Source organism: Curtobacterium sp. MCSS17_008, assembly GCF_003234185.1.
Classification (GTDB): Bacteria; Actinomycetota; Actinomycetes; order Actinomycetales; family Microbacteriaceae; genus Curtobacterium.
In genome coordinates, this window is the sequence record NZ_QKSM01000010.1 from 38,898 (window position 1) to 52,497 (window position 13,600).

At 72.9% G+C, this 13,600-nt stretch carries 15 protein-coding genes; 14 read left to right on the forward strand and 1 reads right to left on the reverse strand.

Features of this window, described 5'->3' with window-relative positions; all coding sequences use genetic code 11:
• Window positions 1-102 precede the first annotated feature (102 nt).
• The 8 genes from DEJ23_RS11115 to scpB all read left to right on the forward strand — a co-directional run bounded on the left by DEJ23_RS11115 (window position 103) and on the right by scpB (window position 6,739).
• Window positions 103-1,227, forward strand: a complete 1,125-nt coding sequence (locus tag DEJ23_RS11115; RefSeq protein ID WP_258375464.1) for a histidinol-phosphate transaminase — start codon at window positions 103-105, stop codon at window positions 1,225-1,227.
• The gene (hisB, locus tag DEJ23_RS11120) at window positions 1,224-1,826 is read left to right on the forward strand and encodes an imidazoleglycerol-phosphate dehydratase HisB (protein ID WP_111240325.1); all 603 of its coding nucleotides are present in this window, start codon (window positions 1,224-1,226) and stop codon (window positions 1,824-1,826) included. Before DEJ23_RS11115 ends, hisB begins: the two co-directional genes overlap by 4 nt.
• Window positions 1,823-2,458 (forward strand): imidazole glycerol phosphate synthase subunit HisH, encoded by a 636-nt coding sequence (gene hisH / locus DEJ23_RS11125; RefSeq protein WP_111240326.1) that lies wholly within the window; start codon window positions 1,823-1,825, stop codon window positions 2,456-2,458. The genes hisB and hisH overlap by 4 nt, the downstream gene beginning before the upstream one ends.
• Window positions 2,459-2,588: 130 nt before the next feature.
• Window positions 2,589-3,335 (forward strand): bifunctional 1-(5-phosphoribosyl)-5-((5-phosphoribosylamino)methylideneamino)imidazole-4-carboxamide isomerase/phosphoribosylanthranilate isomerase PriA, encoded by a 747-nt coding sequence (gene priA, locus DEJ23_RS11130; RefSeq protein ID WP_111240327.1) that lies wholly within the window; start codon window positions 2,589-2,591, stop codon window positions 3,333-3,335.
• Between the two features lie 5 nt (window positions 3,336-3,340).
• Window positions 3,341-4,174, forward strand: a complete 834-nt coding sequence (locus DEJ23_RS11135) for an SseB family protein (RefSeq protein ID WP_111240328.1) — start codon at window positions 3,341-3,343, stop codon at window positions 4,172-4,174.
• Between the two features lie 154 nt (window positions 4,175-4,328).
• On the forward strand, window positions 4,329-5,207 hold the full coding sequence (locus DEJ23_RS11140) for a ParA family protein (protein ID WP_111240369.1): 879 nt from the start codon (window positions 4,329-4,331) through the stop codon (window positions 5,205-5,207).
• A complete protein-coding gene (locus tag DEJ23_RS11145) occupies window positions 5,191-6,063 on the forward strand; it encodes a ScpA family protein (RefSeq protein WP_111240329.1) in 873 nt (290 codons plus the stop codon). Before DEJ23_RS11140 ends, DEJ23_RS11145 begins: the two co-directional genes overlap by 17 nt.
• Window positions 6,053-6,739 carry an SMC-Scp complex subunit ScpB gene (gene scpB / locus DEJ23_RS11150; RefSeq protein ID WP_111240330.1) on the forward strand — a complete coding sequence of 229 codons (687 nt, stop codon included), beginning with the start codon at window positions 6,053-6,055 and terminating at the stop codon, window positions 6,737-6,739. Before DEJ23_RS11145 ends, scpB begins: the two co-directional genes overlap by 11 nt.
• 67 nt (window positions 6,740-6,806) lie before the next feature.
• Here scpB and DEJ23_RS15730 read toward each other — a convergent pair whose 3' ends face one another.
• Entirely contained in the window at window positions 6,807-7,634 is an 828-nt protein-coding gene (locus DEJ23_RS15730) for a hypothetical protein (protein WP_181429226.1), read from the reverse strand.
• Window positions 7,635-7,766: 132 nt separating this feature from the next.
• Between DEJ23_RS15730 and DEJ23_RS11165 the strand changes: the two genes are divergently transcribed.
• From DEJ23_RS11165 to DEJ23_RS11190, 6 genes are all read left to right on the forward strand, one after another.
• Window positions 7,767-8,630 carry a pseudouridine synthase gene (locus DEJ23_RS11165; RefSeq protein ID WP_111240370.1) on the forward strand — a complete coding sequence of 288 codons (864 nt, stop codon included), beginning with the start codon at window positions 7,767-7,769 and terminating at the stop codon, window positions 8,628-8,630.
• Between the two features lie 19 nt (window positions 8,631-8,649).
• Window positions 8,650-9,774, forward strand: coding sequence for a prephenate dehydrogenase (locus DEJ23_RS11170; RefSeq protein WP_111240333.1), 1,125 nt, complete (start codon window positions 8,650-8,652; stop codon window positions 9,772-9,774).
• 185 nt (window positions 9,775-9,959) lie between these two features.
• Window positions 9,960-10,655, forward strand: a complete 696-nt coding sequence (gene cmk / locus DEJ23_RS11175) for a (d)CMP kinase (protein ID WP_375342275.1) — start codon at window positions 9,960-9,962, stop codon at window positions 10,653-10,655.
• Window positions 10,656-10,755: 100 nt separating this feature from the next.
• Window positions 10,756-12,279 carry a ribosome biogenesis GTPase Der gene (der, locus tag DEJ23_RS11180; protein ID WP_111240335.1) on the forward strand — a complete coding sequence of 508 codons (1,524 nt, stop codon included), beginning with the start codon at window positions 10,756-10,758 and terminating at the stop codon, window positions 12,277-12,279.
• A gap of 224 nt (window positions 12,280-12,503) precedes the next feature.
• Window positions 12,504-12,935 (forward strand): hypothetical protein, encoded by a 432-nt coding sequence (locus DEJ23_RS11185; RefSeq protein WP_111240336.1) that lies wholly within the window; start codon window positions 12,504-12,506, stop codon window positions 12,933-12,935.
• A gap of 120 nt (window positions 12,936-13,055) precedes the next feature.
• Window positions 13,056-13,586, forward strand: coding sequence for a hypothetical protein (locus DEJ23_RS11190; protein ID WP_258375466.1), 531 nt, complete (start codon window positions 13,056-13,058; stop codon window positions 13,584-13,586).
• Window positions 13,587-13,600: the final 14 nt, after the last annotated feature.

Genomic DNA, 13,600 nt, shown 5'->3' on the forward strand with positions numbered 1-13,600 from the left:
GGACGGCGACATCGGCCGTGGCCTGGCCCGTGCTCGGACCCAGGCCCCGTCACCGTCCGGACGGCCGGTCGTTGCCCAATGGGCGCGGCCTACGATGGATCGGTGGCAACCACGCTCGAAGACCTCCCGATCCGCGACGACCTCCGCGGGCAGAGCCCGTACGGCGCCCCGCAGAAGCACGTGCGCGTGCAGCTCAACGTCAACGAGAACACGCATCCCGTGCCCGAGGACGTCGCCGAGGACATCGTGGGCTCGATCCGCACCGCCCTGACGACCGTCAACCGCTACCCGGACCGCGAGTTCACCGAGCTCCGGGAATCGCTCACCCGCTACTTGAACGGCGGGCTGTCCTCGGACCAGCAGCTGACGCCGGACCAGCTGTGGGCGGCGAACGGCTCGAACGAGGTGCTGCAGCAGCTCCTCCAGGCGTTCGGGGGCCCGGGACGGTCGGTGCTCGGGTTCCCTCCCACCTACTCGATGCACTCGATCCTCGCGGCCGGCACCGGAACCCGGTGGATCCCCGCGCAGCGTGACGACGAGTTTCGGATCACACCGGAGACCGTCGTGGCCGCGATCCGCGAGCACCAGCCGGACATCGTCTTCCTGTGTGGGCCCAACAACCCCACGGGCACCCCGCTCGACATCGACACGATCCGTGCCGCGTACGACGCGACGGACGGCATCGTCATGGTCGACGAGGCGTACGCGGAGTTCATGCCCACCGACGCCCCGAGCGCCATCACGCTCCTGCCGGGGCGCCCGCGCCTCGTGGTCTCGCGCACGATGAGCAAGGCCTTCGCGTTCGCCGGTGCTCGCGTCGGGTACCTCGCGGCCGACGCGGCGGTGGTCGACGCACTCCGACTGGTGCGCCTGCCGTACCACCTGTCCGCGCTGACCCAGGCGGCCGCGATCGCCGCGCTCCGGCACGCCCCGGCGATGCTCGCGATGGTGGACGACATCAAGCGGCAGCGTGACCGCATGGTGACGGAGCTGCGCGAGATGGGCTACCGGACGTACGAGACGTGGTCGAACTTCGTGCTCTTCGGTGGCGTCGCGGACCCGCACGCCGCGTTCGAGGCGCTGCTCGAGCAGGACGTCATCGTGCGCGACCTCGGCATCCCGAACCACCTGCGGGTGAGCGCCGGCACCGAGGAGGAGACCAGCGCGTTCCTCGACGCCATGCGCCGCGTGGCCGCCGTGCAGCCGCCGGTTAGGGTTGACGCATGACCGCCCGTACCGCCTCGATCAGCCGGAGCACGAGCGAGTCGAGCATCGAGCTCTCGCTCGACCTGGACGGCACCGGCTCGTCCGACATCTCGACGAGCGTGCCGTTCTTCGACCACATGCTGACCGCGTTCAGCAAGCACTCCCTGATCGACCTGCGCGTGCGCTCGACGGGTGACACCGACATCGACGTGCACCACACCGTCGAGGACACCGGCATCGTGCTCGGACAGGCCCTGAAGCAGGCCCTCGGCGACCGCGCCGGCATCGGCCGCTACGGCGACGCGCTCGTGCCGCTCGACGAGGCCCTGGCGCAGGCCGTGGTCGACGTGTCCGGTCGCCCGTTCCTCGTGCACTCCGGCGAGCCCGACGGGTTCGAGTTCCACCGCATCGGCGGGCACTTCACCGGTTCGATGGTCCGCCACGTGTTCGAGGCCATCACGTTCAACGCCGGCATCACCGTGCACGTCCGCGTGCTCGGCGGCCGTGACCCGCACCACATCGCCGAGGCCGAGTTCAAGGCCTTCGCCCGCGCGATGCGCCGCGCCGTCGAACTCGACGCCCGGGTCGACGGCATCCCGTCCACGAAGGGGAAACTGTGACCGCCAAGCCGAACGTCGTCGTCCTCGACTACGGATCGGGCAACGTCCACTCCGCGGCCAAGGCGCTGGAGCGCGCCGGCGCCGAGGTGACGCTCACTGCCGACAAGCAGGCCGCGCTCCGCGCCGACGGCCTGCTCGTGCCGGGCGTCGGCGCGTTCGCCGCGGTGGTCGACCAGCTCGAAGGGGTCCGCGGCGGCGAGATCGTCGACCACCGCCTCGCCGGTGGCCGCCCGGTGCTCGGCATCTGCGTCGGCATGCAGGTCATGTTCGCCCGCGGTGTCGAGCGGGGGGCGGACGTCGAGGGCCTGGGTCAGTGGCCCGGCACCGTCGAGGAGATCGAGGCCGAGGTCCTGCCGCACATGGGCTGGAACACGGTCGAGGCCCCCGAGGACTCGGTGCTGTTCGACGGCCTGCACGACGAGCGCTTCTACTTCGTGCACTCGTACGGTGTGACCGACTTCCCGCTCGACGCCTACGGCCCGTTCCGTGCGCCGCGGCTGACGTGGGCCGAGCACGGGCAGCGCTTCGTCGCCGCCGTGGAGAACGGTCCGCTCACCGCCACGCAGTTCCACCCGGAGAAGTCGGGGGAGCCGGGTATCCGGCTGCTCCGCAACTGGGTCGACTCGCTCTGAGACCGCCTCCGTCCGGAACGACCCGTCCCACGACGGGAGTCGGACCGGCACCGCGTCCGACGCACCGGACCCGTGGTGCCCGACACCGCGCCTCCCGGCCGCCCGAACCACCCCGAGAACCGACAGGACCATGACCGATCTCACCGCGACCCCGCCCCTCGTCCTGCTGCCCGCCGTCGACGTGGTCGACGGTCAGGCGGTCCGCCTCACGCAGGGTGAGGCCGGCAGCGAGACCTCGTACGGCGACCCGGTCGCCGCCGCCCGGACCTGGCGTGACCAGGGAGCGGAGTGGATCCACCTCGTCGACCTCGACGCGGCGTTCGGCCGCGGCGACAACCGCAGGGTGATCGCGAAGGCGATCCACGAGGTCGAGGGCGTCTCGGTCGAGCTGTCCGGCGGCATCCGCGACGACGCGTCGCTCGAGGCGGCGCTGGCGACGGGTGCGGCCCGCGTGAACCTCGGCACGGCGGCACTCGAGAAGCCGGAGTGGGCGGCGCGGGTGATCGGCGAGTACGGCGAGCAGATCGCCGTCGGCCTCGACGTCCGGGGGACCACCCTGGCGAGCCGGGGCTGGACCGAGGACGCCGGCGACCTGTGGGAGGTGCTCGACCGACTCGAAGCCGCCGGGTGTGCGCGCTACGTCGTCACCGACGTCACGAAGGACGGCACCCTGCAGGGGCCGAACGTCGACCTGCTCCGCGCGGTCTGTGACCGGACCGATCAGCCCGTCGTCGCCTCGGGTGGGATCTCGACCCTCGACGACCTCCGTGCGCTGCGGGAGCTCGTGCCGCACGGACTCGAGGGCGCCATCATCGGCAAGGCCCTGTACTCCGGCGCGTTCACGCTGCCGGCCGCCCTCGACATCGCCTCCGAGTAGCCGTCGTGGCGGGCATCTCGAACGGCCGCGGCACCGGACCCGACGCTCCGGAGCCCGGCGCGACCGACGACGCCCACACGCCGGGCGGGGCCGCGGACTCGGCGGGCAACCCCTGGGCGGGTCGTACCTTCGACGCGCACGACGACGCCTTCGCGGACGACGACGGGCTGGCGGACCCGGCGGTCGTCGCCGCCGTCGCCGCCCTGCAGCAGGGCGGGTCGCAGCGGGCCGTCGTGGACGCCCTGCGCGGCGCCCGGCTGCTCATCCCGCTCGTCGCCGAGGCCGGCGACGTCGGCCACACCGCCGACGGGAAGCTCGTCGACAAGACCCAGGAGCTGTCGATCGTCACGGTCGCGGGTCCCGACGGCCGCAGCGTCATGCCCGCGTTCACGTCGGCCGAGGCGATGCGGTCGTGGGACGCCACCGCCCGTCCCGTGCCCGCCGACGCTCGCCGCGTCGCGATGGCCGCGGCGAGCGAGGAGACCCAGCTCGTGGTCCTCGACCCGACGGCGCCGACCGAGTTCGTGCTGCGGCGGCCCGCGGTGTGGGCGATCGGTCAGGACCTGCCGTGGACACCGTGCTTCGAGGACCCGGAGGTCGCGCGGGCCTTCGCCGGCTCCGTCGCCGACGAGCGTGCGGTCGCCCGGGTCGAACTGTCCCCGGGCGACCCGCTCGGACGGTTCGCGGGTGCCGAGCTGACGGTCGGTCTGGCCCTGCACCCCGGGCTCGACCAGGCGGCGGTGCAGGCCCTGGTCGGTCGGCTGCAGCAGCGGTGGACGGCGGACACCGTCATCGCGGACCGCGTGGACAGCATGCGGGTGGCGCTTCGTCCGGCCTGACCCACGGCGGGTCCAGGCGGGAGGCACGTCGTACGCCCGGTGGACAGGCTGCGGTCCGCGACGGCACCGCTCCGGACCGCAGCCGTGACAGGCCGTGGCCGCCCGCGCGGCGGTGCGGCCGGAGGCCCGGACGGCACGCCGGTACGATGACCGGGTGAGGACGAACCCGACGACCACCCCCGGAACCGACGAGACCCCGGTCGGCCCCACCGGTCGGCCCGTGCGGCAGTTCCCCGTGCCCGAGGAACTCGACGGCCACGGGCCCGCTCGCATCATCGCGCTGTGCAACCAGAAGGGCGGCGTCGGCAAGACCACGACGTCGATCAACCTCGGTGCCGCGCTCGCCGAGTACGGCCGCAAGGTCCTCGCCGTCGACTTCGACCCGCAGGGCGCCCTGTCCGCCGGGCTCGGCGTCCGCACGCACGACATCCCCACCGTCTACGACCTGCTGATGGGCGCCGTGAAGGACCCGCGCGAGGTCATCCAGCCGACGAACGTGCCGCTGCTCGACGTCATCCCCGCCAACATCGACCTGTCCGCGGCCGAGGTCCACCTGGTCAACGAGGTCGCCCGCGAGCAGATCCTGGCGAGCGTCCTCCGCAAGGTGTCGAACGACTACGACCTCATCCTCGTCGACTGCCAGCCGTCCCTCGGACTGCTCACCGTGAACGCCCTGACCGCGGCGCACGGCGTGCTCATCCCGCTCGAGTGCGAGTTCTTCGCGCTGCGCGGCGTCGCGCTGCTCATCGAGACGATCGACAAGGTGCGCGACCGGCTCAACCCGGCGCTGCGGCTCGACGGCATCCTCGCGACGATGTACGACTCCCGGACCCTGCACTCGCGCGAGGTCATGGAGCGCGTCGTGGAGACCTTCGACGACCACGTGCTCGACACGGTGATCGGCCGGACGGTGAAGTTCCCGGACGCCACCGTCTCGGCGCGACCGATCACGCAGACGGCGCCGGAGCACGCCGCGGCGCACGCGTACCGGGCGCTCGCCAGGGAGCTCGTCGAGCGTGGCGCCGTCGCCTGATCCGACCCGGCCGAGCGGTGCCGACGACGCCGCCGGCGCAGCGTCCGCACCCGCGGGCACCACGACGGCGCCCGGGTTCCGGGTCCGGCTGAGCAACTTCGACGGCCCGTTCGACCTGCTGCTCTCGCTCATCACGAAGCACGAGCTCGACATCACCGAGGTGTCGCTCGGCGCCGTGACGGGCGAGTTCATCCAGTACGTCCGGCAGGCCGAGTCCGCCGACGAGCTCGACGAGGCGAGCGAGTTCCTCGTCGTCGCCGCGACCCTGCTCGACCTGAAGATCGCCGGGCTGCTGCCCCAGGGCGAGCTCGTCGACGCCGAGGACGTCGCACTGCTCGAGGCCCGCGACCTGCTCTTCGCCCGGCTCCTGCAGTACCGGGCGTTCAAGCAGGCCGCCGAGTGGTTCGGGGAGCGGTGGCAGCAGGAGTCCCGCCGGCACGTCCGTCGCGTCCGGCTCGAGGAGCGCTTCCGCGCGCGGACGCCGGAGCTGGTCTGGACGCTGTCCGTGCAGGACTTCGCCGCGATCGCCATGCTCGCCTTCGCACCGCGGGAGATCCCGACCGTCGGCCTCGACCACCTGCACGCCCCGCTCGTGAGCATCCGCGAGCAGGCGGCGATCGTCGTGTCGATCCTCCGCACCCGTGCCGATGAGGACGTGTCGTTCCGCGAGCTGGTCGCCGGTGTCACCGAGACGGGTATCGTGGTGGCTCGCTTCCTGGCGATCCTGGAGCTGTACCGGAACGCGTCGATCTCGTTCGAGCAGCTCGAACCGCTGGGGGAGCTCACACTCCGGTGGACCGCCGAGGACTGGTCCGACGAGAGCCTCGCCAACCTGGGAGCCGACTATGACGGATGACGCACGCGCCGCCGCGTCGAGCGCCGAACCCGGGGGAGCGGACGAGGTCGCCGACGCCCGCGCGGTCGAGCAGGAGCTCCACGCCGCGCAGGGCGTCCGCACGGAGCTGCCCGTCGACCGGCAGCTCGAGGCCATCCTCATGATCGCGGACGAGCCGCAGTCGCTGGTGTCGCTCGGGGCAGCGGTCGGGGCACCCGTGCCCGCGGTCCGTCAGGCGATCGAGCGGCTCGTGGCCGACTTCGACGGCGTCGACGGCACCGTGCGGCGGGGCTTCGAACTCCGCGAGGTCGGCGGTGGCTGGCGCTTCTACGTGCGCCGTGAGCTCGACGACGTGGTCGAGCAGTTCGTCGAGGCCGAACGCCCGGCCCGGCTCTCCCAGGCGGCCCTCGAGACCCTGGCGGTCGTCGCCTACAAGCAGCCGATCACCCGGTCGCAGATCGCATCGATCCGCGCGGTGAACGTCGACGGCGTCGTCCGGACCCTCGTCGCCCGCGGGCTCATCGAGGAGTCGTTCACCGACGCCGAGACGGGCGCCATCAACTACGTCACGTCCGACCTGCTGCTCCAGCAGCTCGGCATCAACTCGCTCGACGAGCTGCCGCTCATCTCGCCCCTCCTGGAGGACGGCGCGGACGGCTTCGGGCACAACGAAGGGATCCCTGATGGCCGCGTATGAGGACGATCGACGAGGCGGCTCGCGAGGTCGCGCCGGTTCCGGTCGCGACGGCCGGTCGGGAGGCGCGTCACGCGACCGCGGCGCCGGCTCCGGTCGCGCGGGCGGCCGACAGGGTGACGACCGCGGCGGGTACCGCGGGCGGGACGAGCGTCCCTCGGGTGGTTCCGGTGGGTACCGCGGTCGCGACGACCGCTCCGGGTCGACCGGTGGCGGGTACCGCGGCAACGACGACCGTGGCGGGTACCGCAGCCGCGACGAGCGCCCGTCGGGTGGTTCCGGCGGGTACCGCGGGCGGGACGACCGCTCCGGTGGCACCGGAGGCGGGTACCGAGGTCGTGACGATCGCTCCGGTGGCACCGGAGGCGGGTACCGCGGGAACGACGACCGTGGTGGGTACCGCGGGCGCGACGAGCGTCCGGGCGGTGACCGTGGCCGTTTCGTGAGCCGCGACGAGGACCGGCGCGGTGGAGACCGCGGGTTCGTCCGCCGCGAGGACGACCGTCCGTCGGGTGGGTACCGCGGTCGTGACGACCATTCCTCCGGTGGGTACCGCGGACGTGACGACCGTCAGGGTGGCGGCGCGCGTGACCGTGACGACCGTTCGTCGGGTGGGTACCGCGGTCGCGACGACCGTTCCTCCGGTGGGTACCGCGGACGCGACGACCGTCAGGGTGGCGGCGCGCGTGACCGTGACGATCGTTCGTCGGGTGGGTACCGCGGTCGCGACGACCGTTCCTCCGGTGGGTACCGCGGACGCGACGACCGTGGCGGCGCGAGCGACCGACGCGGTGTCGGTCGTCGTGACGACCGCCGCGACGACCGCCGTGACGACCGCCGTGACCCGGCGCGCGAGGATCGTCGCGGCCCGGACGGACGCCCCAGCACCGTGTGGCACAACGGCCGTCGCTACGTCGGCGGGACGACCACGGCCAGGAACAGCGACCGCCCCCGGAACGGTGGTGCCGGCGCAGGCCGCACCGACCCGCGCACGACGCCGCGCCCGGAGGGTGCGCGCGACGAGCACGGCATGCCGCTCGAGGGCACGCCCGAGCGCCCCGTCATCCCCGACTGGGACGCGGCGGGGGCGGGCGCTCCTGCCGGCGGTGGGCCGGGCCTCCAGGCCGACGGTGAGCGGCTGCAGAAGGTGATCGCCGCTGCGGGGGTGGCGTCCCGGCGGGTCGCGGAGAACCTGATCGTCGAAGGCCGCGTGACGGTGAACGGCGAGGTCGTCGACGCCCTCGGCCGTCGGGTCGACCCGGAGACCGACGAGATCGCGGTGGACGGCGTGCCGGTGCAGGTCGACACCTCGCGCCGCTACGTGCTGCTCAACAAGCCGACGGGCGTCGTGTCGAGCCTGCAGGACGAGCGCGGCCGGCGCGACCTGGCCGAGTTCGTCGACCGGTACGAGGAGCGCCTGTTCAACGTCGGACGGCTCGACGCCGAGACGTCCGGGCTGCTGCTGCTGACGAACGACGGCGACCTCGCCCACGTGCTGGCGCACCCGTCGTTCGGGGTGACGAAGACGTACATCGCCAAGGTCGCGGGCAACGTGAACCCGGCGACGGTGCAGCGACTGCTCGACGGCGTCGAGCTCGAGGACGGCCCGATCGCCGCCGACAAGGTGCGCCTGCTCGAGTCCGCCCGCGGCGAGTCGCTCGTCGAGATCACGCTGCACTCGGGACGCAACCGGATCGTCCGCCGCATGCTCGACGCCGTCGACCACCCGGTGCTCGAACTCGTGCGCCGGTCCTTCGGGCCGCTGCAGCTCGGGTCGCTGCCGCTCGGCCGGACCCGTGAGCTGTCCACGGTCGAGCTCGGGGCGCTGCTCCGCATCGCCCGCGACGCCAAGGGTGCTCCGCAGGAGGACACCGACGAGGAGACTGCCGACTGACCGTCGGTAGGCTGACCGCGTGACCGACGCCCCCGCCCCGCTCGCCGAACCGGACATCGACCGGCGGCTCCGGGGACCCGTGCGGGTCGTCGGTGCGGGGCTGCTCGGGGCCTCGATCGGGCTCGCGCTGCGCGAGAAGGGCGTCGACGTGGTGCTCGACGATGTCTCGCCCGCCGCGCTGGCGCTCGCCGTCGACTACGGCGCCGGTCGTCGCCCTGCCGAGGGCGACCAGCCCGAGCTCGTCGTGGTCGCGGTGCCGCCGGACGTCGTCGCGGCCGTGGTCGAGCGGGAGCTCGCCGCGTTCCCACGGGCGGTCGTGACCGACGTCGCGAGCGTCAAGACCGGGCCGCTCGAGCGTCTGCGGGCAGCCGGCGCCGACGTCGGCCGCTACATCGGGTCGCACCCGATGGCGGGGCGCGAGCGCAGCGGGCCGACCGCCGCACGTGCGGACCTGTTCGTCGGACGGCCGTGGGTGATCGCCGGCCACGACGGCATCACCTACCAGCGCGCCGCGGTGGTCGAGGACCTCGCGCTCGACGTCGGCGCGACGGTCGTCCCGATGGAACCGGAGTCGCACGACCTGGCCGTCGCGTACGTCTCGCACGCGCCACAGCTCGTCTCGACGCTCATGGCGGCACGGTTGCGGGACGCACCGGACGGTTCGCTCGACCTCGCGGGCGGCGGCGTCCGCGACGTCACCCGGATCGCGGCGAGCGACCCGGGACTCTGGGTGCAGATCATCGGGGCGAACGCCGCGCACATCAAGCCGGTGCTCAGCGACCTGCGTGACGACCTCGAGCGGGTGATCCGCGCGCTCGACGACCCCCACGGCCAGGGCTCTCCCCGCACGATCGCCGAGACCATCGCATCCGGCAACCGCGGCGTGGAGCGGCTCCCGGGCAAGCACGGCACCACGAAGCGCTTCGCCCAGGTGGTCGTCCTCGTCGACGACACCCCGGGCCAGATCGCCGCGCTCCTGCAGTTCATCGGGGAGATCGGCATCAACCTCGAGGACATGCGCCTCGAACACTCGCCGGGCGCACCGATCGGCATCGTCGAGGTGTCGGTCGTGCCCGAGCAGGAACAGCGACTCGTCGAAGAGCTCGAGGGTCGCGGATGGAGGATCGCAGCAGCATGGGCCTGAACGACGACACGCACGTCTCCGTGAACGACTCCGGCGTCACCGGTGGACCGGAAGGCCCCGACGCGGGCCTGCCGACGCCGAACCCCGGTGACGGCGCTGCCGGCGGCGCGGACGGCGGTGCGCTCGGCGGTCCGGCGGGCGGCCTCGGCGAGCCCGGCGGGGAGCCGGGGTCGACCAGTGCGCCGGTGCCGTCCGGTCTGCCGCAGGGCGCGTTCGTGGCGAAGACCGTGATCGCGGTGGACGGGCCGGCGGGCAGCGGCAAGTCGAGCGTCTCGCGCGCGGCGGCCCGTGCCCTCGGCTTCGGCTACCAGGACACCGGCGCCGCCTACCGGGCGCTCGCCTGGCACGCGCTGCAGCAGGGCGTCGACCTCGACGACCCGGCGTCGGTCCTGGCGAGCTGGGACAGCTTCGACTACACGATCGGCACCGACCCCGACGACTACTTCGTGCGGGTCGGCGACACCGACGTGACCGATGCGATCCGCACGCCCGAGGTCACCGCCGCTGTCGCGCACGTCGCGAAGCTGCCCGAGGTCCGGCAGAAGCTCGTGCAGCTGTTCCGACAGATCATGCGGAAGGCCGACGCGCGGGGCATCATCACCGAGGGGCGCGACATCACGACGGTGGTCGCCCCCGACGCCGAGGTCCGCATCCTGCTGACCGCCGACGAGTCGGTTAGAATGGCCCGGCGCTCGGCAGAGGTCACCACCCAGTCGGCCGCCGAGACCTCCGCCGCACTCGCCCGACGTGATGCAGCGGACGCGAAGGTCGTCGACTTCATGAACGCCGCCGACGGCGTCACGACGCTCGACTCCACCGACCTCGACTTCGACCAGACCGTCCAGGCGGTCGTCGACCTGGCCCGAGCGGCCACGCACTGACGCACGACCGGACACCGTCCGGTCACCACGGCCGGGGGACCGGCCCGGCCGGTACCGGCCACCGACACCGCGGCTCCGGTCGCACACGAGGAAACCCACCATGGCCCAGCAGGACAGCCACGACAACGACGACTTCCCGGAGTACGACGACGCGCTCGGTGAGCGGCTCGCCGATCTCGACGACGCCGAGGCGGACCAGCGTGCGAACGCGCTCCGCGCCGGCCTCGACGAGTACGAGCTCGACGAGGAGGACGTCGCCCTCCTCGATGCAGGGGAACTCGGCGAGGACGGCGTGCACTACCTGCCCGCCTACCCAGTGCTCGCCATCGTCGGTCGACCGAACGTCGGCAAGTCGGCCCTCGTCAACCGCATCATCGGTCGGCGCGAGGCCGTCGTGCAGGACGTCCCCGGCGTGACGCGCGACCGCGTGAGCTACAAGGCCGAGTGGAACGACAAGCGGTTCACGCTCGTCGACACCGGCGGGTGGGAGCCCGACGCCCGCGGCATCAACGCCTCGGTCGCCGCGCAGGCAGAGGTCGCGGTCGACCTCGCCGACGCCGTGCTCTTCGTCGTCGACGTGACGGTGGGCATCACCGCCACCGACGAGCACGTCGTGAAGATGCTCCGCGGCACCGACCGGCCGGTCATCGTCGTGGCGAACAAGGCCGACGACGACCGCCGCGACCTCGACGCCTACGAGCTGTGGAACCTCGGGCTCGGCGAGCCGCACCCGGTGTCGGCGCTGCACGGCCGCGGTGTCGCGGACCTCATGGACCTCATCATCACGACGCTGCCGGACACGTCGGCCGTCGCGAAGCAGGAGGTCGGCGGCCCCCGTCGCGTCGCGATCCTCGGCCGTCCGAACGTCGGCAAGAGCTCGCTCCTCAACAAGGCGGCGGGCGAGGAACGCGTCGTCGTCAACGACCTCGCGGGCACCACGCGTGATCCGGTGGACGAGCAGATCGAGCTCGGCGGCCGTGTCTGGCGCTTCGTCGACACCGCCGGCATCCGGAAGCGCGTGCACCTGCAGCAGGGCGCCGACTTCTACGCCTCGCTCCGCACCACCGCGGCGCTCGAGAAGGCCGAGGTCGCCGTCGTCGTGCTCGACGTGACCGAGCCGATCTCGACGCAGGACCTCCGCATCATCGACCTCGTCCTCGAATCCGGACGCGCGCTCGTCCTGGCCTACAACAAGTGGGACCTGCTCGACGACGACCGTCGCCGATACCTCGAGCGTGAGATCGAGCAGGACCTGGCGCACGTCGCATGGGCGCCACGCGTGAACATCTCGGCGCGGACCGGCCGTCACCTCGAGAAGCTCGTTCCGGCGCTCGAGACCGCGCTCGAGTCGTGGGACACCCGCATCCCGACCGGCAAGGTCAACGCCTTCATCGCCGAGCTCGTGCAGGAGCACCCGCACCCGGTCCGTGGCGGCAAGCAGCCCCGCATCCTGTTCGGGACGCAGGCGTCGAGCCAGCCGCCGACCTTCGTGCTCTTCACGTCGGCGTTCCTCGACCCGCAGTACCGCCGCTTCATCACCCGTCGTCTCCGCGAGGTGTGGGGCTTCGAGGGCACCCCGATCAACGTCAACATGCGGGTGCGCGAGCGCCGCAAGCGCACGTAGCGGCCGGACGGGGGGATGGCACGGCGAGCACCGCGAGGACCGGCGACGGTCCTGGTGGCGCTCGCCGTCGTCGTGTCCGCCGTCGGTGTCGCATGGTCGAGCACGGGGGCCGACGACGTCGTGTTCCGGACGGGGCGTCCCACCGACCTCGCCTCCTCGGTGCCGGACGGCCCGGCGCCGACGGAGGCCGCTCCGCAGGACGCCGACGCTCCGGTGCCGTCGCCGTGTCGAACGCCCTGGGTGCCCCGACCCCCGACGCCGCGGGGCAGCAGGGCGTCCCGCGCAGTGTCGAGGACTGGATCGACCGGGTGCTCCCCGTCGGCGGCTCCCTCGCGCCCGTGGTCGACGGCGTCGCCGCACGGGTCCGCGTCGAGCGGAACGGGGACGGCTCCGTCGTGGTCCGGGTCGACGGCGTGACCCTGCCGCCGGGGCGCCGGGCGGTCAGGCTCGTCCTGTCGCCGGACCCGACACCCGACCTCGGCGCGCTCGCCCACGTGTCCGCGTTCCCGCCCGTCCCGGTGGAGGGCGACGCCGCCGGAGGCTTCTCGATCGTCACGGACGCGTCGTCGCTGCAGGCGGACACCCGGTCCGCGGCCCTGGTCGACGACGAGACCGACCAGGTGCTCGGCGTCGCCCTGCTCGTGCCGGTGGACTGACATGGGCGCGGGCCGTCCGTGCCGCCCGCCACACCCGGCCGCGGCCGCGGTCTGATCGTTCCCACAGTCCGCCGCCCGGACCGGAGCCGCGGGACCGTCCGGATGCGGCACCATGGAGACGTGTCCCTCCCCGTCCTCGCCGACCGTCTGTGGTGCCGGTTGCACCTGGACCGCCTGGCCGGCGGTCGACAGGCCGACCACGTCATCCGCGAGGACTTGCTGGCGCACCCGGAGACCGTGCGCTCCTTCCGGTGGACCCGGTGGTTGCTCGTCGCCGAGACGGCGGTCGGGCTCGCGGCGATCGTCGTCGCCGTGCTCCTCACCCGAGCCGGGGAGACCGTTGCCTGGGCGGTGTGGTTCCGGGCGACCGTGGTGTTCCTGATCACCCTCACGCTCTCCGTCTTCGCGTGGCGGGCACAGCTCGGCTACTACTGGGCGTACCAGCGGCTCCGGCTGTTCAGCAGGATCTTCCCCGTCGTCACCCTCGTCGTCGCGGCGATCCCGGGGCTCTACCCGTCCTGGATGGTCGTCGAGCAGATCCTGTTCTCGCTCCTGATGGTCGGCATCGGCGACGTCCTGACGAGCGACCACATGCGTGCGACGTTCCCGAGGCCGGCGCGCGTGCCGCGGCAGGAGCGGTCGGCGGAGTGAGCGGCGGCGTCCTG